This is a genomic window from Brevundimonas halotolerans, from assembly GCF_003730275.1.
Lineage (GTDB): Bacteria > Pseudomonadota > Alphaproteobacteria > Caulobacterales > Caulobacteraceae > Brevundimonas > Brevundimonas halotolerans.
Map to the genome: position 1 here is coordinate 64,907 of NZ_QTTA01000017.1, position 26,960 is coordinate 91,866.

The following is a 26,960-nucleotide window of genomic DNA, read 5'->3' on the forward strand; positions in this document are numbered from 1 at the left end:
CGGTCGCCATGCTTAGGCGCCCGTATCCTCGGTCTTGATGATTTCCGTCATGGTCACGCCCAGCCGGTCCTCGACCACCACCACCTCGCCGCGCGCGACCAGCCGGTTGTTGACGAAGATGTCGATAGCCTCGCCGACCTTGCGGTCCAGCTCCAGCACCGAGCCACTGGTCAGTTTCAGCAGTTGCGCGACCGACATGTGCGACTTGCCCAGCACGGCCGAGATGTTGACCGGCACGTCGAACACCGGGGCCAGGTCGCTGGCGGACTTGTCCAGTCCGTCCTCGTTCGACACGGGCATGACCCCGTGATCGAACTCTTCAAGCGGCAGATTGTCAGCAGTCATGGGTTCATCCCTTCGGACGATTCGGCGGTGTCGGGGGCTTGGTCAGCGGCCAGCGCGCGGGCGACCGCGGCAGCCAGTCGGCTAAAGGTTTCTTCGGGATCAAAGGCGGCGCGGCCATCGGCCCATTCCAGCTCAAAGGCAGCCTGCGCCAGACCCGGTTCGTCGCGGAACCGGACCGCCCCGGCATAGCCGACATTGGCGCACAGCCCCTCAATCTCGGCACGACCGGCCTCGTCCAGACCGGCCATGGCGATCACCAGACGCGGCGAGGCATCGATCTCGCGGCCCAGTTCCTCAAGCGCGGCCTGCACGGCGGCGCGAGGCAGGCGTTCCAGCGCGGCGAAAGCCAGCGCCCGACCGGTCGCCAGGGCCAGATCGGCGGTCTGTTCGCGATAGGTCTCCACCACCCCGGTCAGACGCGGCAGGCTGTTGTTCAGGGCGGCGCTCAGATCGGCGATAGCCTGAGACCGGCGGCTGTCGACCTCGGCCAGCGCCTTTGCGTGCGCCTCGTGGCGGGCCTGGGCGACCAGGGCCTCGACTTCGGCGGGCGAATAGGCACGCTTGACCGGCTGCCACTCGGTTGAACGAACGACCGCGCCGGACGAGTCGAACTCCGTGTCGAAGGCAAAGGGACGGGAGGGGGCGGACGCGTGGGTCATGTCAGTAGATCAACTCGTCGTCGCCGCCCTGGCCCACCAGCATGATCTCGCCCTTGGCGGCGAGATCCTTGGCCACCTGAACCATGGCCATCTGGGCCGAGTCGACGTCCTTGAGCCGTACCGGCCCCATCGACTCCATGTCCTCGCGCATGATCTTGGACGCCCGCTCGGACATGTTTCCGAAGAACAATTCGCGCAGGGATTCCGACGCCCCCTTCAGCGCCAGCGCCAGCTGGTCCTTTTCGACCGCGCGCAGCAGGGTCTGGATGCCGCCGGGGTCCAGCTTGGCCAGATCCTCGAACACGAACATCAGGGCGCGGATGCGTTCGGCCGCCTCGCGGTTGCGTTCTTCCAGCGCGCCGATGAACCGGGCCTCGGTCTGGCGATCAAAGCTGTTGAAGATGTCCGCCATCATCTCGTGGCTGTCGCGTTTCGACGTGCGCGCCAGGTTCGACATGAATTCAGTGCGCAGGGTCTGCTCGATCTTGTCCAGAATCTCGCGCTGCACCGGCTCCATGCGCAGCATGCGCTGGACGCACTCCATCGCGAAGTCCTCGGGCAGGGCCGTCAGCACCCGCGAGGCATGGTCCGGCTTGATCTTGGACAGGACCACGGCGACCGTCTGGGGGTATTCGTTCTTCAGATAGTTGGCGAGCACCGCCTCGTTCACATTGCCCAGCTTGTCCCACATAGTGCGACCGGCGGGACCCCGGATTTCTTCCATCAGGCCTTCGACCCGCTCCGCGGGCATGAAGGAGGCCAGCAGCTTCTGGGTCTGCTCGAAACTGCCCATGACCGCGCCCGAGCCGCTCATGCCCGAGACGAACTCGAGCAGCAGCTCCTCGACCACCTGCGAACTGACGGTGCCCAGCGCCGCCATGGCCTGGGAGATTTCCTTGATCTCGTCCTCGTCCAGCCCCTGCCACAGGCGCGTGTGATCCTCGCCCAGCGACAGCAGGATGACGGCCGCCTTTTCAGGACCGGTCAGCTTGCGGGCGTCCTCGACCGCCGGCTTGCGGGTGATCATCCGCGCCGCCATCAGCCTTCATGCACCCAGCTGCGGAGAATCGAGGTCGACTCTTCCGGATGTTTCTCGACGAACTCGGACACCTTCTTGACCGAGGAGGCCTTCACCTGACCCTCAATGCGGGCGATATCCAGCCGCTGCTCCATGTCGCTCGGACCGGTCAGCTGACCGGCGGCGGCCTGACCCGAGGCCCCGACCGGCGTGGTCTGCAGCGAGGTCACGCCATTGCCGCCGGCCAGTGCGGGCACACCACCACCGCCACCGGCTGTCGCCTTCAGCAGCGGACGCAGCACAAACAGGATCAGCAGAATGCCGGTGATCAGCAGCACCAGCAGCTCAATGCCGCGCATCATGTCGTTCTTGGTAAAGTCGAACAGCCCGCCACCAGCCTCGGTGCCGCCGTTCGGGGCGACTTCGCGATTGAACGCGACATTGCTAACCCGGACGATGTCGCCCCGCTCGGCACTGAAGCCTACAGCGGCCTTCACCAGTTCCTCGATCTCGGTGATCTGCTCGGGCGTGCGTGCCGCATAGGTCGGCTCGGCCCCGTCGGCACCCGGCGTCCAGATGCCATCAACGGCCACGGCTACAGCCAGCTTCTTGACCTCTCCCGGCTCACGCACCGTGGTCGTGGTGGTGTTCGAGATTTCGTAATTGGTGGTCTCGGTCTCGTCCGTGCGGGTCGAGCCCTGGGCCGCAATACCCGGCGCCTCTCCGCCCGGGATGTTCTGGTCGGCACCCACGCCGCCCACAGGCTGGCCGGTCGTGTCCTGCGAATTCGAACCATTGATGGCCATGGAGCGCACCACCTGACCGTCCGGGTCAAAGCGCTGTTCTTGGGTAGTCGAACGGCTGTGATCGATCTCGGCGGTCACCTGCACCCGCGCGGCACCCGGCCCGACGATGCCCTGGACGACATCCATGACCCGCGCCTGAAGCTGGGCCTCGGTCGTCGCCTTCATCCGGTCGGCGCTGGCGCCGGAAAAGCCATCCTCGTCGCCCCCCGCCGCCAGGGTGCGGTTGGTGTCATCCATGACGGTGACGCGTGTGGGCTTGAGGTTCGGCACACTGGAGGCCACCAGAGAGCGGATGCCGCGGATCTGGTCGGCGGTCAGGTCCCGCCCCCCAAGCCCGACGACAACCGATGCCGTCGGCTCTGCGGCCTCAGCCTGGAAGAGGGCCCGCTCCGGCAGGGCGATCAGCACGCGTGCCATGGTGACCCCGCGCAGGGTCATGATGTTGCGGGACAGCTCGCCTTCCAGCGCGCGCTTGGCGTTCAGGTTCTGCTGGAATTCGGTCTGGCCCAGTACCGATTGGGTGTCGAAAATCTCATAGCCAACCGAGCCACTGGTCACGATCCCCTTGCCGGCGACCAGCATCCGGGCCGTGCCGACCTCGTCCCGGCTGACAAAGATCGTCGAGCCATCGCCACGCGACGAATATTTGATGCCCGCCGTGTCGAGGGCAGCCGTGATCTCGGACGCCTCGCGCAGGTCCAGATTGGAATAGAGCAAGGCATCAGGCGCCTGGCCGATGCGCAGCATCAGCACCACAAGCACCGCCGCAACCCCGGCAGCAACACCCGCCAGGGTAGCCAGTCGCCCGACCCCAAATCTCTGCAAAGCCCCGGAAAAGCCGCCCACGCGCGCCCCAACACCCCTACTCACAGGCGACACGCCCGCTAGGCAGAAAGTGCCGCCCGCATGGTAAACGGCGCGTTAAGAGAAGGTAGCGATTGCCGAATTAGCGGTGGTCGGACCGGGAGATACCGGCTTCAGGCCGCGCGGGCCCGCGCCTTTTCATCGGCCGCTGCCTGAATGCGGGCTTCGGCGATGGCGTCGGCAACCTCGTGCGTCGGGCGCTTTTCACTGTTCGAGCGCTCGAGAACCTCTTCCAGCGTCTCCATCAGCCGGGCCAGCTTACCCTCGACCCACGCCGGGTCATAGGCGCCACCACTGTTCCGGGCCGCCATTTCCGAGGCCACATTGATGATGCCGCCGCCATTGACGACATAGTCGGGCGCATACAGCACACCTCGCTCGAACAGGATGCGGCCGATCTCCGGCGTGGCCAGCTGGTTGTTCGCGGCCCCGACGATTGCCCTGGCCGACAGGCGGTCCAGCGTTTCGGGGTTCAGCGTCGCCCCCAGCGCACAGGGGGCATAGATGTCGGCCTTGACGTCATAGATGGCGTCGGGGGCCACGATCTCGGCATTGTTGCGGGCGGCGACTTCTTCCAGCAGGGCGGTGTTGACGTCCGTCATCACCAGCCTGGCCCCGGCCTTGTGCAGCTTGTCCGCCAGATAGCCGCCGACGTGGCCGATGCCTTGGACGGCGACCGTCAGACCGGTCAGATCGTCCTGCTTCCACAGGCGGCGCGCGACCGTCAGCGTCGAACGGAACACGCCCTCGGCGGTCACAGGGCTGGGATCGCCCGAGCCCTCCTTGCCGCCGGACAGACCGACGACGAACTCGGTCTCCTTGCGGGCCTCGGCGATGTCCTCGACCGAAACGCCGACGTCCTCGGCCGCGTAATAGATGCCGCCCAGCGAATTGATCGCGCGACCAAAGGCCTGGAACAGCTCGGGGGTCTTCTGGGTCCGGCTGTCGCCGATGATGACCGACTTGCCGCCGCCCATCTCCAGATCCGCCACGGCGTTCTTGTAGCTCATGCCTCGCGACAGGCGCAGCACATCCTCGAGCGCCTCTGCTGCCGTGGCATAGTTCCACATGCGGGTGCCGCCCACCGCCGGACCGCGTGCAGTAGAGTGCACTGCAGCAATTGCCTTGAGACCAGTCTTTTCGTCATAGAAGGCGTGCACGCCCTCATGGTTCGAGAACGACGGCGAATCGAACAGTGTCATGCCCTTTACGAGCCTTTCCTGGGTATTTTTGTTGCGGGGGCTGATACGCGGGTTACCGACCCGGAGCAAGCTTGACCTTACGCAAGGTCACCCGGTCTATCGCACCGGGATTGGCCCGGCCCCGGAGGGCAGCGCGGCGCCCTCATTTCTCAGCCAGGCCTCGACATCGGCAAACACCCGCGCAGCCTGAAGATCGCGGTTCAGCAGGTGGTAGCCGTCCTCGTAGTAGGCGGTGCGCAACCCCGGCATGGACCCGGCGCGCTGCAGCGCCTGACGCACCGCCCGATCCGGCACCAGGTCGTCCCGGGCCCCGTAAAGGAACAGGGTCGGTACGTCGACATCGCCTAACCCTTCTCCGGCCCCCTCCATCAGGTCGACAAGGCCATACAGAACGTCGAACCGGGTCGAGAGCGTCTGATCCGGGTCGCGGCCGCTGCGGATCAACTCCATCAGATGGTCCGAGGGCAGCACCTGGTCGGCCGCCCAGGCCGGGGGTTCCAGCGCCACATCGCCAAACGTCCACGCCGCCGCAGAAAGGCTCAGCCGATACAACAGGGGCTGGCTGGACCAGCCCCAGACCGCAGGGGCCAGCAGGATCAGCCGGTCGGCAGCGGGCGGAGTTTCAGAGGCAAAGGCCGTGATCGCCACGGCGCCCCCCATGCTTTCTCCGGCCACCGCGATCACCGCACCCGGATGCCGCGCCCGAACCAGCGCCACGATCTGATCCAGATCATCCGCCATCAGGTCCCCGGGCCACAGGCCGCGCCCCGGCGCATCGCCAAAGCCCCGCTGGTCATAGGCATAGGTCGCGATCCCGCGCTCCGCCCACCAGGGCCCCGCCAGGCGGAAGGCGGCCCGGCTGTCATTGATGCCGTGCAGGGCCACGATCACCGCCCAGGGCTCGGCGTCACCGGGGCTCCAGTGGAGATAAGGCAGCACCGCACCGTCGCGCATGACAAAGCCGGTGTCGTCCATGCGGGCAGTCATCTGGCGCTCGGGCGGCAACAGGGGCGCCTGAACATAGGGCGCGGCGCACCCTGACAGCACCAGTATGCCGATCAATGCCGCGCAGACCCGCATCATGGTCTCGAACGGTCCGGAGCCCTTGGGCGACGCTGCTGCGAGCGAGGGCTCAGTAGACATCATCCGACGTGGCTGTCCGGGCCTGGATCAACTGCTCCGACTCCCCGGCGGTCGGCAGGCGCAGACGGATGACGCCCTTGAAGCTGGACGGATCGACCGGCTTGCCCTTCTTGGTGATCATCAGCCGCCCCTGTCGCATCAGGCCCAGGGCCGTGGTGCGCACACGCGGCAGCATCCGCTGCCACTGCTCGGGCTGCACGGCCTTGGCCACGTCCGCCGGCTCAATGCTCTTGCCCGGCCCGAGAGCCGCGAGTTTTTCGTAGATAGTGTCTTCGATGGGGTCGCTCATTCGCCCTATATGCTGCATTGCGAGGCGAAGAAGAAGGCTGAGGATCATCATGGTCGCCAAGATCACCGTCACCGAGGGCGAATTCTCGGGCTGGCAGACCTACGATCTGCACGGGACCTTCGATCAGGTCGTCGGCCCGTTCTACTTCCGGCCCGACCCGGACGGTCGGATGCGCTGTGCCTTTCGCGCCGAGCCCAAGCATATGAACGCCGGGGGCCGCATGCATGGCGGCTGCTTGATGACCTTTGCCGACATTGCCCTGTTTCAGGCCGCCTATCAGGAGATGGAAGGGGCCTCGGGCGTCACGGTCCAGCTGGATTCCACCTTCATCGACGGCGCGTATGTCGGGGAGTTGGTCGAGGCCACCGGCGAAGTGATCCGCGCAGGCAAAAGCCTGATCTTTGTCCGGGGGCAGATCAATGCGGGCGAGCGGGTGCTGATGACCTTCTCGGGAGTCATCCGCAAGTTCCGCAAGCGCGATCCGGCGGCCTAGACTCCGGCGCTGGCCGCCGGGCGGGCGCGGCAGGTGTCCAGCCAGCGGTTCAGGTTCTCCAGCTCGGCCGGGGGGCGGTATTTGATCAGGCGCGCAAAATCCAGCCCGACGACGGCGACGATGTCGGCGATGGTGAACCGGTCCAGCGCCATGAACTCGCGCCCGTCCAGATGGCGGTCCAGCGTCTTCATGAAGCGCTCGGCGGCGACGCGATTGTAATCCGCCACCTGGGGCTGGGGCGTGGCCTCCAATACCGCCAGCGCGGGGTGGGTAAACCGCACCGTCAGCATGACCGGATTGGCCAGATAGAATTCGCAGCGCCGCGTCCACATCTCGACGATCGCCTGTTCGCGCGCGTCGACCCCGAACAGGTTCGGCTCGGGATAGATGGACTCCAGATAGCGGCAGATGGCGACCGACTCCGAGATACAGGTCCCGTCATCCAGCTCAAGCGCCGGGACATGCGGCACCCCGACCTTCGCCCGGTATTCCGGCGTCCGGTGCTCCCCGGCCAGCAGATCGACCTGCACGACCTCGATGTCCGTAATGCCCTTTTCCGCCATGACCCAGCGCACACGGCGGGGGTTGGGTGCGCGGTGGCTGTCAAAGAGCTTCATGGATCCGTCCCTCGGTTGCTTATCGAAACCTAGGGAAGGCCGCCCCGCCAGGCAAGTCGGTTCAGTCGAGCTTCAGCAGACGATCCAGGCTCCATCCCCCGGGTCCGCGCGCCAGCAGATAGACCAGCGGTCCCGCCCACAGCAGGTGCGTGGGCCAGCCGGTCGGCACGACAAACAGCTGGATCACCAGCGTCATCGCGATCAGGCCGAGCGCCGAGATCCGGGTCAGAAGGCCGAGGACCAGAAGGATGGGCAGCAGATGCTCGGCATAGGTCGCCAGATGCGCCGCAAGGTCGGGGGACAGGAAGGGGACGTCATATTCCTCGGCGAACAGATACTCGGTCGAGGGCGACAGGGTCAGAAAGCCCTCCACCTTGGTCCGCCCGGACAGGAAGAACGGCACGGCAATGCCGACCCGCAACAGCAGGGCGATCAGGCTTTCGGGAACGGCGGCCGAAAGCCGCTCATGGAGGTGGGACAGACGGTTCATGCTCGGGCCTCGGGTTCGGATGTCAGAAACACGTCCGCCGCAATCAGGCTGGCGAACAGGGTGGGAATGGATTGGGTGCGGTCGAGCCGCGCGGCCTGGTCGGCGGCGATGCCGAGGGGGCGCCTCTTCTGGCAGGCTTCCAGAAAGGCGAACTCGGCAGGATTGATAAGGCGCGCCCGGACATGCCCTGCCGTCCTGTGGATCATCAGGGCCTCGGCGCGGGGCTCCCATACCAGCGGCCCCGGGGCAGCCTCAGGATAGCGATGGGCCAACCACAGCGACGGCACGGTCCAGTCGAACCGGAACAGCCGCACAGAGGGATGTAGCCCGACGGACAGACCCGTCAGCGCCGCGCCCAGAGCGCCTGCCTCGGCAGGAGTCATCACCGCCGCGTCTGCCGCAACATGCGCCTCGGTCCAGGCCCGGTCCAATCGCGCGCAGGGCGCGAGATAAGGCAGGTCCTGCGCCGGCTCGAAGGTCGCCAGCCAAACCGGAAAGGACGCGCCATAGGTCACCATTACCGGATCGTCGCCGGGGTGTTCCTGCGCGAACGCCAGTGCTGCCGCCCTGAACCAGTCCGCACCGACCAGCTGGACCACGGTCGGAAAGCTGGCCTCAAGTGCATCGATCCGCGCCTTGAGGCCCGTGTTGCGATAGACGCCGATCGCTGCCCGGGTCCGGTCGTCCACGACAAGATGAGGCAGAAGCGCTTCGGTGTCTCCGGCGAGCGCCGCCTCGAAGGCCGTATGGAAGGCGCTCATGCGGCCATCTCCAGATCGGTCAGGACAGCCGCGGCGCGGGCCTGCTCTGCCAGAAGGTCTGAGAACCCGGGCACATCGCCATCGCGCTCGATCAGCGTCGGGCGCGGTCCGATCCGATCGATCAAGCGCCGGTGCAGCGCCCAGACCGGCTCGGCCACCGGGGCGTCATGGCTGTCGATCAGCAGGGCCTCACCGAGGGCCGCATCGGACCGATGCCCGGCCAGATGGATCTCGCCGACCAGCGCGCCCGGCACCCGGTCGATCCAGACCTCGGCGGACAGTCCCATATTGGCGGCGCTGACATAGACATTGTTGACGTCGACCAACAGGCCGCAGCCCGTGCGGCGCGCGATCTCGATCAGGAAATCCACCTCGTCCCATTGATGGTCCGCCAGCGCCAGATAGGCGGTCGGGTTCTCGATCAGCAGACGCCGGCCCAGCGCCTCCTGCGCCTCATCGATATGGGCGCTGACCCGCGACAGCATCTCCGCATTCCGGGGAATTGGCAGAAGGTCGGGGTGATAGACGCCCCCCCGACGGGACCAGGCGAGATGTTCGGACACCACGAATGGCTCATAGCGATCGATCAGGCTGCGGAACCGGGCCAGATGCTCCGTGTCGGGCCGTTCGTCTCCGGCCAGGGACAGGCCCACGCCGTGAAGGGACAACGGCCGCGTGGCCCGGATCGTCTCCAACCATCTCAGACGCGGCCCGCCCTCGACCATGTAGTTCTCGGGGTGAACCTCGAACCACAGGCCATGCGTGGATCCGGCCGCCGGACAGGCCGAGGCCTCGGCATAGTGCTGGGGCTTGAGACCCAGTCCGGCGGTCGGGACCGTCACGATCAGCGATCCGCGATGGGGGTCAGCGAACCGTTGCCGCGCGGCGTCTCGATCGAGGTGCAGGTTCCCTTGGGCACGAGCTTCCAGGCGTTGCCCTGATAGTCGCGGGTCGAGGTGCCGGCGCACGACGTGCCCGGACCGGCAGCACAGTCATTCTGACCGGCCTTGGCGACGCCGTAGCATTTCTCCATCTCGCGCTCCTGCGAGACGCGGCCGCTGTCGGCCATGGCCGTCGTAGCTCCCAGCGCCAGCAGGGCACCGGCACCGACAAGGATTTTCGCGGAAGTATTCATGGTCTCATCTCCTGAAAGCGACCGTCCACATCGGATCGGCCTGACAGGAGGGAGTTCGCCCCGTGGCCTGAGACGGTTACCGTACCGGGTCGAAAAAAATTTCGTCGCCCGGGACCGCCTTCGATGTAACCTTTTCGGCGGTCGACCGAACTGGGAGAGGCGTGATCGACAGGGAAGCCGAGCTCAAACGTCTCATGATCCGGGGCCTCGACGGCGATCCGGTGGCTTGGCGCATGCTTCTGACTGAAATTCGCCCCGCCCTCGCCGGATTCCTCCAGCGTCGCCTCGCGGGGCATGAGGCCGACACGGAGGACCTCGTGCAAGACTGCCTGATCGCCATCCACGCCAAGCGCGCGACCTACGACCGGACGCGGCCCTTTACGGCGTGGGCCTATGCGATCGCGCGTTACAAGCTGATCGACCACCTGCGTCGGCAGGGGCGTCGCGTGTCCATCCCGATTGAGGACGCGGATGTGCTTCTGGCCGACCATACGGTCGAGGACGGCGTGGTCCGCCGCGACCTTGGGAAACTGCTGTCGATCCTGCCCCGACGCCAGCGGCGCCTCGTCGAGGATGTGCGCCTCGGGGGTTACAGCGTGGCCGAGGCGGCCGCGCGCAACGGCTTCACCGAAGGCGCGGCCAAGGTCAGCGTCCACCGCAGCCTCAAGACACTGAACGCCAGCATCCAACCCCCGCGAGGTCAGTCATGAAAACTGACGACCTGATCAACGCCCTCGCAGCCGGGATTGAGCCGGTACGGCCGGCCCGGATTCATCCGCTGTGGATCGCTGCGGCCTTCGCCGCCTCGGTCGGCGGCGTCCTGCTGCTGCTCGGTCTGCGCCCAGATCTGTCGTCGGCCATGACCGGGCCGACCTTCTGGCTCAAGGCACTGTACACAACGGCGATGGCCGGGGTGGCGCTGTTCCTCGTGACGCGGCTGGGGCGGCCCGGGGTGGCCGCTCGCCGCGCCCTCTATGGGGTCTTCGGCACCGTAGGGGTGGCGCTGGTGGTTGCGGGGGTCGAACTGGCGCTGACGCCGACCGCCGACTGGACCCGGTCCTGGCTGGGCCTGACCTGGACCTATTGCGCCCGGAACATCCTGATGATGTCTGTCTTTGCAGCCCCGCTGATCTGGCTGGGGGCACGCCCCCTGGCCCCGACCCGCCCGATGGCCTCAGGCGCCGCGCTGGGCCTCCTGACCGGCGCCATCGCCGCCACGGCCTATGGCCTGCACTGCCCCGAGGCCACGTCGCCGTTCGTAGCGACCTGGTACACGCTGGGCATGGCCCTGGCCGCGGCCATCGGGGCGGTCATCGGTCGTTTCGCCCTGCGCTGGTAAGTCCCTAGCCGAAGACGGCCGCAGGCATCAGCCCGACCACCGAGGCTGTCATCAGCGTGGCCATGAAACCGGCCGCCAGCGCTTTCCAGACCAGACCCAGCACCTCGGTGCGGCGCTCGGGCATCAGCACCGACAGGCCGGTCACCGTGATGCCGACCGAGCCGATATTGGCAAAGCCGCACAGGGCGTAGGTCATCAGCATGCGGGTGCGCTCGCTGATCGCCTCGGGCGGCACGCGGCCCAGCTCGATGAAGGCCACGAACTCGGTCAGGGTCAGCTTGACGCCCAGCAGACGCCCCGCCTCTCCCGCATCGGTCCATGACACGCCGGTCAACCAGGCGACCGGCATGAACAGCCAGCCCAGAACCCGCTCGACCGACACCGGATCCCCGAACAGCCAGAAGCCCCCGATCATCACATTGACCAGCGCCACCAGCGCCACGAACACGATCAGCACCGCCGAAATGTTCAGCACCACCATCAGCCCATCCGAGGTGCCCTTGACGATGGCATCGATCGACGAGTCGTATTTCAACGAGGCGGAGTAGTCGGCGACCGCGCCACCCTGCCCCGGGATTTCGGGGATCATGATGCGCGCCAGCAACACCCCGGCAGGCGCCGATACGATCGAGGCGACCAGCACATGGCCCGCCGCATTGGACAGGACGGGTGCCAGGATCGCGGCATAGGCCACCATGGTCGAGCCGGCTACGGTCGCCAGCCCCACCACCATCATCAGGAACAATTCGGACCGGGTCAGCTTGTCCAGATAGGCGCGGATGACGATCGGGCTCTCGATCATACCGAGGAAGATGTTGGCCGCCACCGCCAGCGCCGAGGCCCCGCCCAGCCCCATGGTCCGCTGGAACAGCAGGCCAAAGCCATAGGTGATCGCCTTCAGGATCTTCCAATGCCACAGCAGCGCCGACAGGGCCGAGATCACCAGAATCAACGGCAGGACCTGAAAGGCAAAGGTGAACAGGGCCGGCTCACTGGTAACGGCGTAGGGTTGGTCGCCCCCCGCCAGATAGCCGAACACGAATTTCGCCCCCTCATTGGTCGCCCGACCCAACGCATCCACGGACCCGGTGATGGCGGCCAGCACGGCCCGCGATCCTGGCAGGGCGAACAGCGCCAGCACCAAGGCCGCCTGCACCGCCACCGCGCCCAGCGCCAGCCGCCAAGGGAACCGCTTGCGGTCTTCGGACAGCAGCCAGCAGACCACGACGATGACGATCAGCCCCAGCGCGCTCTGGGCATTCAGCGTGGTGAACATGGGCTCTCCCCCGGCCACGTCCCATCGCAGCCCTCCCCCGGCTTGAACGCCACGACGGACGAACTGGCAAGAGGAAGCTGCATCGTGCCCTCGCCGTCAGGTTCGGACAGGCTTGCCGCGCCGCATACCGTTGATAGGGTGACCGCAATCCTGGGGGAGGCCTGCACCATGTTCCGTTCGATCCGGCTTATCGGCGAGGCCAACATGGGCCTCAGGTCACTGGCTTTCGGCATGGCCGTGGCTCTTGCGGGTCTGACAGCGCTCGCCTCTCCGGCCGCAGCCCAGGACCCGATCCGGCTGGGCGGCGAGGTTCAGGGGTGGTTTCAGGACGGCGATGCCCAGCTGACCTCGGGCGAATATGTCGACGTCTATGTCTTCGAGGGGCGCGCCGGCCAGCAGGTGACGATCCAGATGTCGTCCGAAGACGTCGATTCCTACGTGATGATCCGGGGACCATCCGGCTTTTCCGAGTTCAATGACGACCGCGACGATGGCGATGTTGATTCCCAGCTGACCGTCCGCCTGCCGGCCAACGGCCAGTACCGTATCCAGGCCACCACCTTCGCCCCCGGCGAAAGCGGTCGCTATACGTTGAGCCTGCAGGAAGGCGCCGGCCCCCGGATCTCCGCCCAGGGCGGCGGCCGCGCGCAGGACGGCACCGTCAATGCCGGCCAGCTCAGCACCTCGGACGACGCGATCTCCAGCGGCGAGTACGCCGACAGCTGGTCGTTCATCGGCACGCCCGGCCAGACCTATGTCGTGCGGCTCAACTCGGCCGAGTTCGACCCCTATCTGATGGTCCGCGGCGACGGGGTCGAAGAGGACAATGACGACGATCAGACTGGCCGGGGCAGCCGCAACAGCCGCATCGAATTCGTCATGCCCGACGCCGGTGAAGTCTCGATCATCACGACCAGCTATGAGGTCGGCGAGACGGGCGCCTACACCCTTGTTCTCGAAGAAGCCGGTGGCACCACAGCCTTAGCCTCGACGAACGGCTCCACCGTGCGCCCGGGCCAGGCCGTCACGGGCACGCTGGAGGTCGGCAACGACACCCTGCGGTCCGGCGAATACATGACAGTCTACACCCTGAATGGGCAGGCCGGCGATCACATCGAGCTCACCCTGCGCTCGGATCAGTTCGACCCCTATCTGTTCGTGCAGGGTCCGGGGGACTTCGCGGTCGCCAACGACGATGACGACACCGGCGAGGACGGCGTCAACAGCCGTCTGGTCCTGACCCTCCCGGCCAGTGGCGAATACCAGATTGTCGCCACCAGCTATGCGCCGGGAGAGACCGGCACCTATCGCCTGAGCGTGACGAACAGCGACGCCGGCAGCGTCGAGACCGCCGTCTCGCCACGCGCCGGCAACAGCTTTGCCGACGGGGTCTCCCTGTCCGGCATGCTCTCGGCCAGCGATGAGCAGCTGACCACCGGCGAATACGCCGACCGCTATGTCATCTCGGGGCAACGCGGGGACCGGGTGGCGCTGGACCTGCAGTCCGACGCCTTCGACACCTATCTGTTCCTTCGCGGGCCCGATGATGTGTCCGCCGACAACGACGACGGCCCGAACGGCACCAACAGCCGTATCGACATGACCCTGCCGGCCGATGGTGACTATACCGTCTCGGTGACCAGCTATGGCCCCGGCGAGGTCGGCCCCTACAGCCTGACGGCCGGGCTCAGCATGGGCACGCCGCGTCAGGCCGGTGTTCAGGGTGGGCCGCGCGTCTTTGCCATCATGGTTGGCATTTCAGACTACGGCGGCTATTCCTCGGACCTCGCCTACACCGCCGATGATGCCCTCAAATTAGCCGAGGACCTGCGGCGCGAGGGCGTGCTCAACCCGTCCAGCGTCGTATTGACCGATGCGGATGCCACCGTCGCCGGCGTGCGGGGCGCCTTTGCCGAGGTCGCGGCCCAGGCCGGGCCGGATGACATCTTCCTGTTCTTCTTCTCGGGCCATGGATCGCAACAGTCCGTCGCTGTCAGCGGCAATGAGCTGGACGGGCTGACCGAGACCATCGTCCTGCGCGACGGCCAGATCACCGACACCGAAATGGCCGAGCTGTTCGCCAGCCTCGACACCCGGCTGTCGCTGATCGTTCTGGACAGCTGCTTCTCGGGCGGCTTTGCCCGCAACGTCGTCAGCCGTCCCGGGGTAATCGGTCTGTTCAGCTCTGAAGAGGACCTGACCAGCCAGGTCGCGGTCAAATTCCAGGCCGGGGGTTATCTGTCCCACTTCCTGCGCTCGGGCCTAACTGGCGACGCCAACTACGACGGCGACGACCTGATCACCGCCGGGGAGCTGACCACCTATCTGCGCCGCCAGTTCGCCGCCGAGGTCATGGACGTCCAGACCCAGACCATGGACGGCCAGCGCAGCTATCAGCACCTGGTGGTCGAGCGCGGTGGCGTTCAGGTCGACGACGTCGTGATCCGGATCGGTCGCGGATAGGGGTCATGCTTTCGCCCTGATCACCGCGCCTCATCACGACTTCGTGATCAGATCGAGGAGGGTGAGATGCGACGGACACTCTTGCTGGGGGCCATGGCGCTTTGCCTCGCAGCCTGTTCCGGCGGCGATGATCAGGCCGCAGACTCCTATGACGGTGCAGCGGCCGAGATGGCGCCGGCTGCATCGGTCAACGTCGAGCTCGCCACCGAAGCCGCCGAAGCGGATGCGGGCGGCGACGGCGCCTCCCAAACTCCGATCCAGCCCGCCAACACTATAGCCTATGCCTACTTCTATGGGCTCGAGTTGCCCTCCGACCGGGTCGCCGACGTCCGGAGTCGACACGAGACAGCCTGCGTCGAGGCGGGCCCCCGCGTCTGTCAGCTGATGGGCTCCGAGACCCAGTCCTATGGCGAGGATCAATCCTCGGCGACGCTGCGGCTGCGGGCGACCCCGGCCTGGCTGACCGGGTTTCGTGCCGGGCTTGAAGCGGATGCAGATGCGGCCGGCGGTCGGATCGCCCAGTCGCGCACCGATGCTGAGGATCTGAGCCGGTCGCTGACGGATACCGAGGCCCGCCTGCGCGCGCTGGAAACCCTGCGCGACCGCCTGCAGCAGTTGCTGGCCACACGGAGCGGCCCGCTCGAACAACTGCTCCAGACCGAACGGGAGTTGGCCCGGGTTCAGGGAGAGCTCGACGCGACCCGTTCGGCGCTGGCGGTCCTGCGGGACCGCGTGTCGATGTCACAGCTGACGATCACCTATCAGTCCGAGAGCCGCTTTGCCTCGAACAGCGTCTTCAGCCCCGTCGCCGACGCGCTGGGCAATTCCCTGCGCGTTTTCATGGCGACACTCGGCGGCCTGATCTATCTGGTCGCGGGCCTGCTGCCGTTGCTGCTGATCCTCGTGCCGATCGGCTGGCTGGCTCTGCGCTGGCACCGCAAACGCCGCGCTGGAAGCACGCCCGACGCCTCCTAGGCGCGCCGCACCAGCCGCGAATAGCTGTCCATCAGATCCAGGGTCAGCGCGCCCGGCGTGAACCGATACTCGCCGATCTCGCTGACCGGGGTGACCTCGACCGCCGTGCCCGTGAGGAAGCACTCGGAGAAGGTGGACAGCTCCTCGGGGCGGATGTGGCGCACGATCACCTCTATCCCCTTCGCCTCCGCCATGGCGGTCACGGTCTGGCGGGTGATGCCGTCCAGGATGCCATCAATGGGCGGGGTGTGGATCACGCCGTCCCGGACGAAGAAGACATTGGCCCCGGTCGCCTCGGCCACATAGCCGCGCCAGTCCAGCATCATGGCATCGGCATAGCCGCGCTTCTCCGCCGCTGTCTTGGACAGGGTGCAGATCATGTAGAGGCCCGCCGCCTTGGCCGCCGACGGCGCGGTCATCGGGTCTGGACGGCGCCATTTGGCCCACTCCAGACGGATCCCCTTCGCCTTGGTCTCGGGGTCGAAATAGCTGGGCCAGTCCCAGACGGCGATGGCCACATGGACCTTGGTCTTGCCCGCCGAGACGCTGACCTGCTCGGGCCCGCGATAGGCGACCGGCCGCACATAACAGTCCCGAAGGCCCATCCGCTCGCACGTTGCCTTGCAGGCGGCGTCGATCTCGGCCACGCTGTACGGAAGTTCGAAATCCAACAGCTCGGCCGAGCGGCGCAGGCGCTCGCTATGTTCAGTCAGCTTGAAGATTTCGCCATCGTACATACGCTCACCCTCGAACACCGACGAGCCATAGTGCAGGGCATGGGTCAGAACGTGCGTTTTCGCGTCGCGCCAGGGCACGAAGTCGCCGTCCATCCAGATCCAGCCGTCACGGTCGTCGAAAGGAACGAAGGCCATTGAACAAAGTCTCCCTTAGCTGTGTGCCGGTTAGAGCCGCCGGGGCCGTTCAGGTCAACGTCACCCCGACCGGAGGGATGCAATGAGCACCTCTGACTGTCGACCGAACGGACGCTCCGGCCCGGTTGCGGGCGCGGGATCCGGGCGACATCTGCTGATCGTCGATGACGACGACCGGATTCGCGAGCTGCTCAAGGAATATCTGGCGCGCGAGGGCTATCGCGTGACTGGCGCCGCCCACGCGGCCGCGGCCCGTCGCCTGATGGAACTGATCGAATTCGACCTGGTCGTGCTCGACATCATGATGCCGGGCGAAAGCGGTCTCGATCTGACCACCTGGGTCCGCAACAAGGCTGAAACGTCCCAGACGCCCGTGCTGCTGTTGACTGCACGTGGCGAGGCCGGCGACCGCATCGAGGGCCTGTCGCGCGGCGCCGACGACTATATGTCCAAGCCCTTCGATCCGCGCGAGCTGGCGCTGCGGATCGATGCCATCCTCAGGCGGACCGGCGGCAAGCCCCTGACCCCTCGCGAGATCAAGCTGGGCGATGCTGTCTTCGACATGGAGCGGCTGGAGCTGATGCGCGACGGCCGGCCCCAGCGCCTGACCGAGGCCGAAGCACAGTTGCTGAAGACGTTGGCGATCCATGCCCATGCCCCGGTCGAGCGCATGGCCCTGTCGCCCGACACGGCCGACATCACCGGTCGCGCCGTGGACGTTCAGGTCACCCGCCTGCGTCGCAAGCTCGAGGCCGACCCCAAGAACCCCCGTTATCTGCAGACCGTGCGCGGCGTCGGCTATATGCTGGCTCCGGACTGACGCGCGGCGAGACGGGCCCGTTCCATGAAACTCCTCCCGTCCACGGTCTGGACACGCTTCCTCAAGCGACGGCTGCCGACTTCCCTGTGGGGACGGTCCCTGCTGATCATCGTCTTGCCGGTCCTGGTCATGCAGGTATTCGTCACCTGGACCTTCTTCGACGCGCACTGGCAGACGGTGAATGCTCGCCTGTCGGAAGGTTTGGCGGGAGACATCGCCTGGGCGGTCGAGACTTATGCCGAGGACCCCACGCCGGAGGGACTTGAGACCCTGGCCGGACGGGCCGAACGCACCCTGTCCCTGTCCGTCGCCTGGCAGGAGGCCACGTCCCTGCCCGAGAACCTCCGCCGCGGCCCCATAGGCGTCGTCGACCGGGCGCTTGAGGCCGCGCTGGCATCACGGCTCGATCGTCCCTTCTGGTTCGATACGACGCGTTACCCCAACTACATCGACATCCGGGTCCAGGTCGGTGACGGGGTCATGCGCATTATCGCCCCTCGCGAGCGGGCCGTGGCGACCCAGGCGCACATCTTCGTCGTCTGGTTGCTGGCCGCCACCGTGCTGCTGATGTCTGTCGCCATTCTGTTCATCCGCAATCAGGTGCGGGCCATTGAACGTCTTGCCGCCGCCGCCGAAGCCTTCGGGCGGGGCGAGACCCGTAAGCGGTTCAAGCCGCACGGCGCGCGCGAGGTTCGGGCCGCCGCGCGGGCCTTCATGGACATGCGCGACCGCATCCAGCGACATATCGACCAGCGCACGGCCCTGCTGGCTTCGGTCAGCCACGACCTGAGGACGCCCCTGACCCGGCTGCGGCTGGAGCTGGCCCTCGCACCGCCCTTCAAGCGAGCCTCGGCCATGCAGGGCGACCTTGATCAGATGGAGCATATGATCGACGAATATCTGGCCTTCGCCCAAGGCGAAGCCGGCGAAGCCAGCGACACCCTTTCGGTCGCCGATCTGCTGGATCAGGCGGCTGAGGATGCCCGCCGGATCGGCGCAACCGTCGAGGTGGACGTGCCTGAGGCGTTGACCGTCAACGTCCGTCCCCTCGCCTTCCGCCGTGCCCTGACCAATCTGGTCGGCAATGCCGCAGCCCACGGTGACACCGTGCGTCTGTCTGCCCGCCGTCTGCCCTCAGGCGCCACCGAGCTCGCGGTCGAGGACGACGGACCCGGCATCCCCGAGGATATGCACGAAGAGGCCTTCCGCCCCTTCTCCCGCCTCGACGCCTCGCGCAATCAGAACCGCAAGGGCGTGGGTCTCGGCCTCGCCATCGCCCGCGACGTCGCGCGAGGGCACGGCGGCGACATCACCCTGGATCGCAGCACGCTGGGCGGCCTGATGGCGCGGATTCGCCTTCCGGGTTAGTATGGGGCTCCACAGGAGATCACCCATGCGCCGCTTTGCCTTCTTCGCCCCTCTGGCCGCCGTGACCCTCATTGCCGGGGCCGCCGCCGCCCAGAGTCCCGACGTCACCGTCGTGCTCGGTCCTGGCCTGATCGAGAAGGCCGATGAACTGGGCGAGCGCGACCTGCTGCAACAGGCCGATCAGCTGGCCGTCACCGTCGAACGGGCGCTGGCCCGCGAGCAGGCCCTGACGGGCGCCACCATCTCGCTGGTTCTGGTCGATATCCGCCCCAACCGCCCGACCTTTGCCCAGCTGGCGGCCCAGCCCGGCCTCGACGGCATGCGCAGCAAGAGCATCGGCGGGGCCACCATCGAGGGCGAGGTCACCCTGGCCGACGGCACCCGCTATCCGGTCCGCTACGACTGGTATTCCTCGAACCTTGCCGAAGTGCGCGGCTTTACGACCTGGCAGGACGCCAGCCACGCCTTTGACCGGTTCGCTCGCCGGCTGGCGACGGGCCGTCTAGCGGGATAGGTCGCGGGCCTTGGCCACAGCGGCGCTGACAGCGGCGGTCGCGGCACGCGCGGCCCCTCCGTCGACCTCCAGCGCGTCCAGACCGGCGCGGGTCGTGCCACCCTTCGAGGCGATGCGTTCGATGGCGTCCTCAAGGCTTTGCCCGCCCGAGACCCCCGCTGCAGCCGAGCGCAGGGCCCCGCGAGCCAGCCGCACCGCCGCGTCTGGCTTCAGTCCCTCGGCCTCGCCCGCCCTGGCAAGCGCCTGGATGAAGGCGTAGACGAAGGCCGGGGCCGATCCGGCCACGCCGGTCGCCGGGTCCAGCAGATCCTCGGCCTCCAGCGGCACCACATCCGCCATCCCTTCGAACAGGGCGGTGGCCACGTCCCGGGCCTTCTGGTCCGGTGAATAGAGGCCGGCCACGCCCTGACGCTGTGCCACAGCCGTGGTCGGCATCAGGCGCGCAACGGGACGGCCACCGACGGCCTTGCGGATATCATCCAGCCGCACGCCCGCCATGACCGAGGCAACGACGGCATCTTCGGGGATGACATCGGCAAAGGGCTGCAGTGCCTCGCGCCAGACGGCCGGCTTGATGGCCAGAACCAGTATGCCGACGCCCTTCATCTGCTCCGGCGACGGGTTGATGGTCGCGCCCGCCGCCTTGGCCTGATCGGTCGCGGAGGTCTCGTATTGTTCGATGATCTTCAGCCGATCCGCCTTGAACCCCGGCGTCGCCAGCCAGCCCTCGACGAGGGCCGAGCCCAGCCGTCCGCAGCCGATCAGGGCAATATCCGTATCCAGGGTAAAGGTGTCAGTCATGCAGTCTCCACGTCGGTGAGGGCCCGAACCGGGCCGGTCATCAGTGCGGAGTGCCTAACATGGCCGGTCGCGGGCCGCCAAACTGGCGCACAGCGTCCCGAAGGGGATCAGGCCGTGCCGACGGTCTGGAACATGCAGGCGTCAATAGCATCCTGGGGCTTGCGTCCGCCGCGCACGAGGTAATCAAACGCGGGGAAATAGCGGTCTGCCGCATCGATGGCCGCATCGATCATCGAGGCCGCCTGCGACAGCGTCGGGCGCTCGCCGTGCGGCAGGGCCAGGGCGTGGCGGAAGACGATCTCCTGGTCCTCGCTCCACAGCTCGAAATGGCCCAGCCAAGTGCGCTGGTTGATCAGGCCGATCAGCTCATGCAGGGCCGGGCGGCGCGTCTTGCCGACCCGTAGGTCCAGTGCGCAGCACAGTTGCAGACAGTCGCCCTCGGGCCGCCAGGCGAACCACAGCTCATAATCCTTCCAGTCGCCCGCCAGCGCAAAGGCCAGATCGCCCTCTGCCGTGCGGTCGAACGGAAGATTTTCCGCCGTCAGAACATGTTCGACCACATCGAGGGGATCGAAGGCCGTTTCCACCTCGTCCGGTCTGACCATGTCCATTCAGAGAGTCCTGTCTTTCAGAAGGTTACCGGGAAAGCCCCGGGAATCGCCCTCAGCACGCTGACGGTAGGCCTGTTCGCGGATTCGGCTCAACCGGCTGCGTCCCGAGGGGGAAGATCGCCTGTGGACGTTCCCTTTTGAGGCTTGTTGCGGGTGCGTTTGGCGGGTGCAGCCCCGCCTCCCTTCAGCGCGGCCAGTTCGGCGCGCAGGGCCTTGACCTCGGCCTTCAGGGCCTCGAACTCGTCGCGACGCACCAGATCCAGATCTGCGACCATGCGATCCGTCTGGGCGCGCATGGCGGACTTGGCTTCCTCGCCCGCAGCCTGGGCCAGGCCCATGGCGCCGGTCGACAGCCGGGCCAGTTCGTCGAGAAGCGGATTGCGGGTCTGCATGGAAGCCTGCCTTGATGTCTGTCCCGACGCTGGGCTGCGCCGGTTTCCAGAGGGTTAATGAAATCTTGCGTCGGTGGCGTCCATGTGGCCGATCGACCCGACCGCCGCAAACCCGCCGTCGTCAATTCTTGCAAGACGCCCCCCGCCCGTCTTGCTAAAGGCGAGGCAACGCTGATCACACCAAGGACGCCCCGTGCCCTTTCCCGAGTTCGATCCGGTACTGATCTCCATCGGCCCGTTTCCGCTGCGCTGGTATGCGCTGGCCTACATCGCCGGCTTGGGTCTGGGCTGGTGGTATGCCTCGAAGCTGGCAAAGACGATCTCGATCTGGGCGCCCGGCCGCCCCCCCGTCACCCAGAGCCAGCTGGATGATCTGGTGCTGTGGATCGCGCTGGGTGTGATCCTCGGCGGGCGACTGGGCTATGCCCTGTTCTACAAGCCGTCCCTTTATGCCCAGCTGTTCACCGGCGAGGGCTGGTCAAAGCTGGAGCTGTTCCAGATGTGGAGCGGCGGCATGTCCTTCCACGGCGGCCTGATCGGCGTGACCCTGGCCATCGTCTGGTTCGCCAACCGGCAGAAGATCAACCTGCTCAGCCTCGGCGATCTGGTCGCGCCCGTGGTGCCCATCGGCCTGTTTTTCGGGCGCATGGCCAACTTCATCAATGGCGAGCTGTGGGGCCGGACGACGGATGTCCCCTGGGCCATCCGCTTCTGTAACCAGACGATCTACAACACCTATGGCTTTTGCCCGGCCGGCGATGTGCCGCGCCACCCCAGCCAGCTGTATGAGGCCGGGCTGGAAGGCCTGCTGCTGTTCATCATCCTGACCCTCGGCGTCTGGAAGATGAAGCTGCTGACCAAGCCCGGCTACATCACCGGCCTGTTCCTGCTCGGGTATGGTCTCAGCCGCGCCGTGCTGGAGACGGTGCGCGAGCCTGACACCCATATGCCCGATGCGCTGCAGGGCGTGGTCACCATGGGCATGCTGCTGTCCCTGCCCATGATCCTGCTGGGTGGCTGGCTGATCTGGCGGGCATGGAGCCGTCCGCCGGTCGGCGCGAACTCCTGAGCGGCCCGGCGCACGCAGCGGACCTGAAGGGGCGGCTCCAGCGCGAGATCGCCCTGACCGGCCCGTTGAGCGTCGCCGACTATGTGACCCGCTGCCTGCACGACCCGCAGGGCGGCTATTATGCGACGCGCCCAGCCATCGGGCCGGACGGCGACTTCCTGACCGCGCCGACCGTCAGCCAGATGTTCGGCGAGCTGATCGGCCTGTGGCTGGTCGAGACCTGGTCGCGAATGGGTGCGCCCGCCCGATTTCAGCTGATCGAGGTGGGGCCGGGTGACGGCACCCTGATGGCTGACATCCTGCGCGCCGCCCGTGTCGTCCCGGCCTTGATCGAGGCCTGCGACCTGACCCTTGTCGAGCCCAGCGGCCCGCTGCGTGCGGTGCAAAAGGCGCGGCTGGCCGAGGCCCCGGTCACGCCCCGCTGGACCGACAGCCTGTCCGCCATCGACGGCAAGGGCCCCATCCTTCTGGTCGCCAATGAGGTGCTGGACTGCCTGCCCGCCCGCCAGTTCGAGCGCACACCCGACGGCTGGGCCGAGCGGATGGTAGGGCTGGATGCCGAGGGCGAGCTCGCCTTCCGCCTGGGACCGGTCGGCCCGGGCTTCTCACCCCCCGACCATGACGTGCAGCCCGGACAGGTTATCGAACAGTCTGCGGCCCAGCGCGCCTTTGCCGGCACCCTCGCCCACCTGCTGAAGCAGCATATCGGCGCGGCTCTGCTGATCGACTATGGCCGCGACACCCCCGGCCCTGGTGACACGCTTCAGGCCCTGTCGCAGCACGAGAAGGTCGATCCGCTGGCCACGCCCGGTCAGGCCGATCTGACCCAGTGGGCAGACTTTCCGGCGGTTCTCGCGGCCGCGCAGGCCGCCGGTGTATCGACCGCCCCCCTGCTCACCCAGGCCGAGTTCCTGACGCGCCTCGGGCTGACCGTCCGCGCCGACCGGCTGAAGTCTGCCCAACCGGAAGCCGCCGCCCTGATCGACCGTCAGGTCCAGCGCCTGACCGCTCCGGACCAGATGGGCACCCTGTTCAAGGTCGCGGCCCTGTATGTCCCCGATACCCTGACCCTGCCCGCCTTCGAGGTTGAACCATGACCGACCTGCCGACGCCGATCACCCATCCGCTGCTGGATATCCCGGGCATCCGACATGGCTTTTTCACGCGTGAGGGCGGCGTCTCGACCGGGATCTACAAGGGTCTGAACACCGGCGTGGGCTCCAGCGACGATCCCGACGCGGTGCGGGAAAACCGCGCGCTCGTGGCGGCTGCCATGGGGGGCACGCCCGATGACTTCGCCGCCTGCTACCAGATCCACTCCGACATCGTGCACATGACCGACCAGCCCTTCGGCGACGAACGCCCCGAGGGGGATGCCGTGATTGCGGTGGAGGTGCCGGGCATCCTGTGCGCCGTCCTGACCGCCGACTGCGCGCCGATCCTGATCGCTAACCCCCGCGCCGGGATGGTCGCCGCAGTCCACGCGGGCTGGAAAGGCGCCGTCGGCGGCGTGATCGAGGCCACCCTTCGCCAGATGAAGGAGAGCGGCGCCGAGCACGATCAGACCATCGCCGTCGTCGGCCCCACCATCGCCCAGGCCTCCTATGAGGTCGACGAGGCCTTCGAGGAACGGTTCCTCCACCAGTCCTCGGGATCGGGGCAGTTCTTCATCATGGGCAAACAGCCCGACCGGCGTCAGTTCGACCTGCCTGGGCTGGTGATGTGGAAGCTGGAGTGCGCGGGTGTTGGCCAGATCGCCTGGACCGGCCACGACACCCTGGTCGACCCCGACCGTTTCTATTCCAACCGCCGCGCCCACCTGAGCGGCGAGCCCGACTTCGGCCGGATGATGAGCGTGATTACGCTGGAGTAGGCCTCAGCCCGCCATCGCCATGTCGGGCGTGCGGACAACTTCGCGCCAGGCATCCGGGCGAGCCAGCAGTGCGCGGACCAGCATATTGTTGACGGCGTGGCCGGCCTTGTAGCCTTCATAGCGGCCCAGCAGCGGGCCACCCAGCACATAGAGGTCGCCGATGGCGTCCAGCGCCTTGTGCTTGACGAACTCGCGTTCCATCCGCAGGCCGCCGGTGTTCAGGATCTGGTCGCCGTCGATCACGACCGCATTCTCAAGGCTGCCGCCGCGGGCCAGACCGGCGCGGCGCAGGGCCTCGACCTCTTGGGCAAAGCCAAAGGTGCGGGCCGCCATGATGTCACTGCGGAAGGTGGCCTCATCGACGACGAAATCCACCACCTGATTGCCGATCACCGGCGTGTCGAAGTCGATCTCGAACCGCATCTCATAGCGGTCGCAGGGCAGCAGGCGCGCGTGCTTGTCGCCCTCGGTCACCTCGATCGGCGACAGGATCTCGATAAAACGCAGCGGGGCCGCCTGATTGCGGAAACCCGCCCGGTCCAGCAGCTGCACGAACGGCAGCGCCGAGCCATCCAGAATCGGCAATTCGGGGCCGTCCACCTCGACCACAGCGTTGGAGATACCCAGCGCGCAGAAGGCCGCCATCAGATGTTCGATGGTCGACAGGCGCACGCCCGCGCCATTCTCGATCATGGTGTTCAGGCGGGCCTCGACCACGGCCTGACCCGAGACCGGGATACGGTTGTCGCGGTCAGTGATGTCAGTGCGCACAAAGACGATGCCGGTGCCCGTGGGCGCCGGACGCACGGCCAGACGGACGCGCTGGCCCGTGTGCACGCCCACGCCGGCGATGATCGCCGGGGCGCGCAGGGTCTGTTCCAGATGATCGGCTTTGACCGGGATCACGAAACGTCCACACAGAGGCCGGGCGGAATTGCCCGACGACACCTCTATGGTCTGGTTTACGAGAGGAAAACCAAAGTCAGGTTTCGGATTGTTTCGATGCGGTGACGAACGCCCGGATCACGGACGTTCGCACCGGTGCATCAATTGGCCAGCCGCCTCAGAAACGAGGGGATTTCCAACTCATCTTCCTCGGTCGGCTCGGGCTCCGGCGTCTTCAGCGCCTGATTACCGGACAGGCGCATCGGCCGGGGCTCGGTGCGGGCTTCCGGGGCATAGGGCGCGGGCTCCGGCGCGGGGCGCTTGCGGCCGAACAGGCTCCAGCCCGACTTGCGATGGTGATCGCGGTCGTCCCACTCGGGCTCAGGTTCCGGCTGGCGCTCGGCACGCGCAGGCTCGCGGGCGGGCTCCATATACAGGTCGCCCTGGACCGGACGCGTCGGGGTGCGCGGGGTCCGGTCGGCCTCATATTCCTCGACCCACGGGTCAACGATGGGCTCAAGCGTGCGCGGGGCCTCGGCCTTCGCCACCGGCTCGGGGGCCTGCGGCTGCGGCTGGACGCGCGGCTCGGCCGTGCGGTTCGTCGGTTCGAAGGTCGGAGTCACCGGCGCCGGCTCGGTGGCGCGGATCACGGGCTCGGGGGCGCGCTGCGGCTCACGCTCCGGCATCCGGGGCGCCGGCCGTCCGGTGGGCATGGGTCGCGACAGGGTCGAGGGCGGGGTCTGGGCCATCACTTCTTCGTCCATGCCGGTGGCGACCACAGACACGCGGATCTTGCCGTCCAGAGCCGGATCGAAGGCGGCACCGAAGATGATGTTGGCGTCGGGATCGACCTCGGCCGAAATGGCGTTGGCGGCCTCATCGACCTCCAGCAGGGTCATGTCCATGCCGCCGGTGATGTTGACCAGCACGGCCTTGGCGCCCTTCAGGCTGGTTTCGTCCAGCAGCGGGTTGGCGATGGCGTTCTGGGCGGCCATCAGGGCGCGGTCGTCGCCCTCGGCCTCGCCCGTGCCCATCATGGCCTTGCCCATTTCGCTCATCACAGCGCGCACGTCGGCGAAATCGAGGTTGATCAGACCCGGCAGGATCATCAGGTCGGTGATCGAGCGCACGCCCGAATGCAGCACCTGGTCGGCCATGCCAAAGGCATCGGCAAAGGTCGTGCGCTCATTGGCGACGCGGAACAGATTCTGGTTCGGAATGACGATCAGGGTGTCGACATAGCGCTGCAACTCCGCAATGCCGGCCTCGGCCAGACGCATGCGGTGGCGGCCTTCAAAGGTGAAGGGCTTGGTCACCACACCAACCGTCAGGATGTTCCGGTCACGCGCGCATTTGGCGATCACAGGCGCAGCACCGGTGCCCGTACCCCCGCCCATGCCGGCGGTGATGAACACCATATGCGCGCCCTCAAGATGGGTGGCGATCTCGTCGGCGGATTCCTCGGCAGCATTCATGCCGACCTCGGGGTGAGCGCCCGCGCCCAGGCCCTGGGTGATGGTCTCGCCCAGCTGGATCCGGCGGTCGGTCTTGGCAAAGCTCAGATGCTGGGCGTCGGTATTGGCGACGACGAAGTCGACCCCCTCAAGGCCCGCATCAATCATGTTGTTGACGGCATTGCCGCCCGCGCCACCGACGCCGAACACGACGATCCGGGGCTTCAATTCCGTGGCTTCAGGGCGCACCAGCGACAGCGACATATTTTTCCGACCTTCAATCCGACCCCGCTCCGGTAAACCGACGCCAATCCCCCCGAATCGCATTGGTTATGAGCGGGTTAATAGAACACCCGTAAGCCTTAACAGGGAGTTACCGCATAGACTGAGTCGGGGATCAGGTCAGAGGGGATGAAGCCTCCGCGC

Annotated in this window: 30 protein-coding genes; 11 read left to right on the forward strand and 19 right to left on the reverse strand. The window is 66.9% G+C overall.

Features of this window, described 5'->3' with window-relative positions; translation table 11 throughout:
• Window positions 1-12: 12 nt before the first annotated feature.
• From fliN to EG854_RS07960, 7 genes are all read right to left on the reverse strand, one after another.
• Complete coding sequence (fliN, locus tag EG854_RS07930; RefSeq protein WP_123287583.1) at window positions 13-345, reverse strand: flagellar motor switch protein FliN; 333 nt, start codon at window positions 343-345, stop codon at window positions 13-15.
• A complete protein-coding gene (locus tag EG854_RS07935) occupies window positions 342-1,004 on the reverse strand; it encodes a FliH/SctL family protein (RefSeq protein ID WP_123287584.1) in 663 nt (220 codons plus the stop codon). The genes fliN and EG854_RS07935 overlap by 4 nt, the downstream gene beginning before the upstream one ends.
• A gap of 1 nt (window position 1,005) precedes the next feature.
• Complete coding sequence (gene fliG, locus EG854_RS07940; RefSeq protein ID WP_123287751.1) at window positions 1,006-2,028, reverse strand: flagellar motor switch protein FliG; 1,023 nt, start codon at window positions 2,026-2,028, stop codon at window positions 1,006-1,008.
• A gap of 14 nt (window positions 2,029-2,042) precedes the next feature.
• Window positions 2,043-3,674 carry a flagellar basal-body MS-ring/collar protein FliF gene (gene fliF / locus EG854_RS07945; protein WP_123287585.1) on the reverse strand — a complete coding sequence of 544 codons (1,632 nt, stop codon included), beginning with the start codon at window positions 3,672-3,674 and terminating at the stop codon, window positions 2,043-2,045.
• Between the two features lie 131 nt (window positions 3,675-3,805).
• Window positions 3,806-4,894: a Glu/Leu/Phe/Val family dehydrogenase gene (locus tag EG854_RS07950; protein ID WP_123287586.1), complete on the reverse strand. Its 1,089-nt coding sequence runs from the start codon at window positions 4,892-4,894 to the stop codon at window positions 3,806-3,808.
• 96 nt (window positions 4,895-4,990) lie between these two features.
• Complete coding sequence (locus EG854_RS07955; protein ID WP_241153177.1) at window positions 4,991-6,037, reverse strand: alpha/beta fold hydrolase; 1,047 nt, start codon at window positions 6,035-6,037, stop codon at window positions 4,991-4,993.
• Entirely contained in the window at window positions 6,027-6,326 is a 300-nt protein-coding gene (locus tag EG854_RS07960) for a DUF3253 domain-containing protein (protein WP_123287588.1), read from the reverse strand. Before EG854_RS07960 ends, EG854_RS07955 begins: the two co-directional genes overlap by 11 nt.
• 49 nt (window positions 6,327-6,375) lie before the next feature.
• On the opposite strand from EG854_RS07960, the gene EG854_RS07965 reads away from it, so the two are divergent.
• Window positions 6,376-6,819: a PaaI family thioesterase gene (locus EG854_RS07965; RefSeq protein ID WP_123287589.1), complete on the forward strand. Its 444-nt coding sequence runs from the start codon at window positions 6,376-6,378 to the stop codon at window positions 6,817-6,819.
• On the opposite strand, the gene EG854_RS07970 is transcribed toward EG854_RS07965, so the two are convergent.
• From EG854_RS07970 to EG854_RS07990, 5 genes are all read right to left on the reverse strand, one after another.
• Window positions 6,816-7,436, reverse strand: a complete 621-nt coding sequence (locus tag EG854_RS07970; protein ID WP_123287590.1) for a glutathione S-transferase family protein — start codon at window positions 7,434-7,436, stop codon at window positions 6,816-6,818. The two genes, EG854_RS07965 and EG854_RS07970, sit on opposite strands and share 4 nt — an antisense overlap.
• A 61-nt stretch (window positions 7,437-7,497) precedes the next feature.
• Window positions 7,498-7,926, reverse strand: coding sequence for a DoxX family protein (locus EG854_RS07975; protein ID WP_123287591.1), 429 nt, complete (start codon window positions 7,924-7,926; stop codon window positions 7,498-7,500).
• Window positions 7,923-8,687, reverse strand: a complete 765-nt coding sequence (locus tag EG854_RS07980; protein ID WP_123287592.1) for an HvfC/BufC N-terminal domain-containing protein — start codon at window positions 8,685-8,687, stop codon at window positions 7,923-7,925. The genes EG854_RS07975 and EG854_RS07980 overlap by 4 nt, the downstream gene beginning before the upstream one ends.
• Window positions 8,684-9,532, reverse strand: a complete 849-nt coding sequence (gene bufB / locus EG854_RS07985; RefSeq protein ID WP_123287752.1) for an MNIO family bufferin maturase — start codon at window positions 9,530-9,532, stop codon at window positions 8,684-8,686. The genes EG854_RS07980 and bufB overlap by 4 nt, the downstream gene beginning before the upstream one ends.
• Complete coding sequence (locus EG854_RS07990) at window positions 9,532-9,822, reverse strand: BufA1 family periplasmic bufferin-type metallophore (RefSeq protein ID WP_164461958.1); 291 nt, start codon at window positions 9,820-9,822, stop codon at window positions 9,532-9,534. Before EG854_RS07990 ends, bufB begins: the two co-directional genes overlap by 1 nt.
• 161 nt (window positions 9,823-9,983) lie before the next feature.
• Here EG854_RS07990 and EG854_RS07995 point away from each other — a divergent pair, with 161 nt between their 5' ends.
• Together EG854_RS07995 and EG854_RS08000 are read left to right on the forward strand one after the other, a co-directional pair.
• Complete coding sequence (locus tag EG854_RS07995) at window positions 9,984-10,532, forward strand: sigma-70 family RNA polymerase sigma factor (protein ID WP_123287593.1); 549 nt, start codon at window positions 9,984-9,986, stop codon at window positions 10,530-10,532.
• The gene (locus tag EG854_RS08000) at window positions 10,529-11,161 is read left to right on the forward strand and encodes an NrsF family protein (RefSeq protein ID WP_123287594.1); all 633 of its coding nucleotides are present in this window, start codon (window positions 10,529-10,531) and stop codon (window positions 11,159-11,161) included. Before EG854_RS07995 ends, EG854_RS08000 begins: the two co-directional genes overlap by 4 nt.
• A 4-nt stretch (window positions 11,162-11,165) precedes the next feature.
• On the opposite strand, the gene EG854_RS08005 is transcribed toward EG854_RS08000, so the two are convergent.
• A complete protein-coding gene (locus tag EG854_RS08005; protein ID WP_123287595.1) occupies window positions 11,166-12,437 on the reverse strand; it encodes a NupC/NupG family nucleoside CNT transporter in 1,272 nt (423 codons plus the stop codon).
• Between the two features lie 168 nt (window positions 12,438-12,605).
• On the opposite strand from EG854_RS08005, the gene EG854_RS08010 reads away from it, so the two are divergent.
• Together EG854_RS08010 and EG854_RS08015 are read left to right on the forward strand one after the other, a co-directional pair.
• Window positions 12,606-14,900 carry a pre-peptidase C-terminal domain-containing protein gene (locus EG854_RS08010; RefSeq protein ID WP_164461960.1) on the forward strand — a complete coding sequence of 765 codons (2,295 nt, stop codon included), beginning with the start codon at window positions 12,606-12,608 and terminating at the stop codon, window positions 14,898-14,900.
• Window positions 14,901-14,966: 66 nt separating this feature from the next.
• A complete protein-coding gene (locus EG854_RS08015; RefSeq protein WP_123287597.1) occupies window positions 14,967-15,875 on the forward strand; it encodes a DUF4349 domain-containing protein in 909 nt (302 codons plus the stop codon).
• On the opposite strand, the gene EG854_RS08020 is transcribed toward EG854_RS08015, so the two are convergent.
• Window positions 15,872-16,747 carry a branched-chain amino acid aminotransferase gene (locus EG854_RS08020; protein ID WP_123287598.1) on the reverse strand — a complete coding sequence of 292 codons (876 nt, stop codon included), beginning with the start codon at window positions 16,745-16,747 and terminating at the stop codon, window positions 15,872-15,874. The two genes, EG854_RS08015 and EG854_RS08020, sit on opposite strands and share 4 nt — an antisense overlap.
• A gap of 82 nt (window positions 16,748-16,829) precedes the next feature.
• On the opposite strand from EG854_RS08020, the gene EG854_RS08025 reads away from it, so the two are divergent.
• Genes EG854_RS08025 through EG854_RS08035 form a run of 3 tightly spaced genes read left to right on the forward strand, consistent with a single transcriptional unit; the run spans window position 16,830 to window position 19,449 of the window.
• Window positions 16,830-17,567, forward strand: a complete 738-nt coding sequence (locus EG854_RS08025; protein WP_123287599.1) for a response regulator — start codon at window positions 16,830-16,832, stop codon at window positions 17,565-17,567.
• A gap of 24 nt (window positions 17,568-17,591) precedes the next feature.
• Entirely contained in the window at window positions 17,592-18,935 is a 1,344-nt protein-coding gene (locus tag EG854_RS08030) for a sensor histidine kinase (protein WP_123287600.1), read from the forward strand.
• Window positions 18,936-18,960: 25 nt separating this feature from the next.
• Complete coding sequence (locus EG854_RS08035) at window positions 18,961-19,449, forward strand: hypothetical protein (protein WP_123287601.1); 489 nt, start codon at window positions 18,961-18,963, stop codon at window positions 19,447-19,449.
• Here EG854_RS08035 and EG854_RS08040 read toward each other — a convergent pair.
• The 3 genes from EG854_RS08040 to EG854_RS08050 form a co-directional block, all read right to left on the reverse strand.
• The gene (locus EG854_RS08040; protein WP_123287602.1) at window positions 19,438-20,250 is read right to left on the reverse strand and encodes a pyrroline-5-carboxylate reductase family protein; all 813 of its coding nucleotides are present in this window, start codon (window positions 20,248-20,250) and stop codon (window positions 19,438-19,440) included. The genes EG854_RS08035 and EG854_RS08040 overlap by 12 nt on opposite strands.
• Window positions 20,251-20,357: 107 nt before the next feature.
• Entirely contained in the window at window positions 20,358-20,861 is a 504-nt protein-coding gene (locus tag EG854_RS08045) for a type III secretion system chaperone family protein (RefSeq protein WP_123287603.1), read from the reverse strand.
• Between the two features lie 89 nt (window positions 20,862-20,950).
• Entirely contained in the window at window positions 20,951-21,253 is a 303-nt protein-coding gene (locus EG854_RS08050; RefSeq protein ID WP_123287604.1) for an accessory factor UbiK family protein, read from the reverse strand.
• A 193-nt stretch (window positions 21,254-21,446) separates the two neighbouring features.
• Between EG854_RS08050 and lgt the strand changes: the two genes are divergently transcribed.
• Genes lgt through pgeF form a run of 3 tightly spaced genes read left to right on the forward strand, consistent with a single transcriptional unit; the run spans window position 21,447 to window position 24,195 of the window.
• On the forward strand, window positions 21,447-22,322 hold the full coding sequence (gene lgt, locus EG854_RS08055) for a prolipoprotein diacylglyceryl transferase (RefSeq protein WP_123287605.1): 876 nt from the start codon (window positions 21,447-21,449) through the stop codon (window positions 22,320-22,322).
• The gene (locus EG854_RS08060; protein ID WP_123287606.1) at window positions 22,289-23,419 is read left to right on the forward strand and encodes a class I SAM-dependent methyltransferase; all 1,131 of its coding nucleotides are present in this window, start codon (window positions 22,289-22,291) and stop codon (window positions 23,417-23,419) included. The genes lgt and EG854_RS08060 overlap by 34 nt, the downstream gene beginning before the upstream one ends.
• Window positions 23,416-24,195 carry a peptidoglycan editing factor PgeF gene (gene pgeF / locus EG854_RS08065; RefSeq protein WP_123287607.1) on the forward strand — a complete coding sequence of 260 codons (780 nt, stop codon included), beginning with the start codon at window positions 23,416-23,418 and terminating at the stop codon, window positions 24,193-24,195. The genes EG854_RS08060 and pgeF overlap by 4 nt, the downstream gene beginning before the upstream one ends.
• Before the next feature lie 3 nt (window positions 24,196-24,198).
• Here pgeF and lpxC read toward each other — a convergent pair whose 3' ends face one another.
• Entirely contained in the window at window positions 24,199-25,098 is a 900-nt protein-coding gene (gene lpxC / locus EG854_RS08070; protein WP_123287754.1) for a UDP-3-O-acyl-N-acetylglucosamine deacetylase, read from the reverse strand.
• Window positions 25,099-25,241: 143 nt separating this feature from the next.
• Window positions 25,242-26,798, reverse strand: a complete 1,557-nt coding sequence (gene ftsZ, locus EG854_RS08075; protein WP_123287608.1) for a cell division protein FtsZ — start codon at window positions 26,796-26,798, stop codon at window positions 25,242-25,244.
• Window positions 26,799-26,960 lie beyond the last annotated feature (162 nt).

What these genes read in the sequence shown, in the direction of transcription:
- EG854_RS08020 (WP_123287598.1), bottom strand. Translation starts at nt 16,747, where the DNA reads ATGGCCTTCGTTCCTTTCGACGACCGTGACGGCTGGATCTGGATGGAC.
- EG854_RS08050 (WP_123287604.1), bottom strand. Translation starts at nt 21,253, where the DNA reads ATGCAGACCCGCAATCCGCTTCTCGACGAACTGGCCCGGCTGTCGACC.
- EG854_RS08010 (WP_164461960.1), top strand. Translation starts at nt 12,606, where the DNA reads ATGTTCCGTTCGATCCGGCTTATCGGCGAGGCCAACATGGGCCTCAGG.
- EG854_RS07965 (WP_123287589.1), top strand. Translation starts at nt 6,376, where the DNA reads ATGGTCGCCAAGATCACCGTCACCGAGGGCGAATTCTCGGGCTGGCAG.
- EG854_RS07955 (WP_241153177.1), bottom strand. Translation starts at nt 6,037, where the DNA reads ATGTCTACTGAGCCCTCGCTCGCAGCAGCGTCGCCCAAGGGCTCCGGA.
- pgeF (WP_123287607.1), top strand. Translation starts at nt 23,416, where the DNA reads ATGACCGACCTGCCGACGCCGATCACCCATCCGCTGCTGGATATCCCG.
- EG854_RS07975 (WP_123287591.1), bottom strand. Translation starts at nt 7,926, where the DNA reads ATGAACCGTCTGTCCCACCTCCATGAGCGGCTTTCGGCCGCCGTTCCC.
- EG854_RS07980 (WP_123287592.1), bottom strand. Translation starts at nt 8,687, where the DNA reads ATGAGCGCCTTCCATACGGCCTTCGAGGCGGCGCTCGCCGGAGACACC.
- EG854_RS08040 (WP_123287602.1), bottom strand. Translation starts at nt 20,250, where the DNA reads ATGACTGACACCTTTACCCTGGATACGGATATTGCCCTGATCGGCTGC.
- EG854_RS08035 (WP_123287601.1), top strand. Translation starts at nt 18,961, where the DNA reads ATGCGCCGCTTTGCCTTCTTCGCCCCTCTGGCCGCCGTGACCCTCATT.
- EG854_RS08045 (WP_123287603.1), bottom strand. Translation starts at nt 20,861, where the DNA reads ATGGACATGGTCAGACCGGACGAGGTGGAAACGGCCTTCGATCCCCTC.
- EG854_RS08030 (WP_123287600.1), top strand. Translation starts at nt 17,592, where the DNA reads ATGAAACTCCTCCCGTCCACGGTCTGGACACGCTTCCTCAAGCGACGG.
- EG854_RS08025 (WP_123287599.1), top strand. Translation starts at nt 16,830, where the DNA reads ATGAGCACCTCTGACTGTCGACCGAACGGACGCTCCGGCCCGGTTGCG.
- EG854_RS07950 (WP_123287586.1), bottom strand. Translation starts at nt 4,894, where the DNA reads ATGACACTGTTCGATTCGCCGTCGTTCTCGAACCATGAGGGCGTGCAC.
- EG854_RS08060 (WP_123287606.1), top strand. Translation starts at nt 22,289, where the DNA reads ATGGAGCCGTCCGCCGGTCGGCGCGAACTCCTGAGCGGCCCGGCGCAC.
- EG854_RS07970 (WP_123287590.1), bottom strand. Translation starts at nt 7,436, where the DNA reads ATGAAGCTCTTTGACAGCCACCGCGCACCCAACCCCCGCCGTGTGCGC.
- EG854_RS07935 (WP_123287584.1), bottom strand. Translation starts at nt 1,004, where the DNA reads ATGACCCACGCGTCCGCCCCCTCCCGTCCCTTTGCCTTCGACACGGAG.
- EG854_RS08000 (WP_123287594.1), top strand. Translation starts at nt 10,529, where the DNA reads ATGAAAACTGACGACCTGATCAACGCCCTCGCAGCCGGGATTGAGCCG.
- ftsZ (WP_123287608.1), bottom strand. Translation starts at nt 26,798, where the DNA reads ATGTCGCTGTCGCTGGTGCGCCCTGAAGCCACGGAATTGAAGCCCCGG.
- EG854_RS08005 (WP_123287595.1), bottom strand. Translation starts at nt 12,437, where the DNA reads ATGTTCACCACGCTGAATGCCCAGAGCGCGCTGGGGCTGATCGTCATC.
- EG854_RS08015 (WP_123287597.1), top strand. Translation starts at nt 14,967, where the DNA reads ATGCGACGGACACTCTTGCTGGGGGCCATGGCGCTTTGCCTCGCAGCC.
- fliN (WP_123287583.1), bottom strand. Translation starts at nt 345, where the DNA reads ATGACTGCTGACAATCTGCCGCTTGAAGAGTTCGATCACGGGGTCATG.
- EG854_RS07960 (WP_123287588.1), bottom strand. Translation starts at nt 6,326, where the DNA reads ATGAGCGACCCCATCGAAGACACTATCTACGAAAAACTCGCGGCTCTC.
- EG854_RS07990 (WP_164461958.1), bottom strand. Translation starts at nt 9,822, where the DNA reads ATGAATACTTCCGCGAAAATCCTTGTCGGTGCCGGTGCCCTGCTGGCG.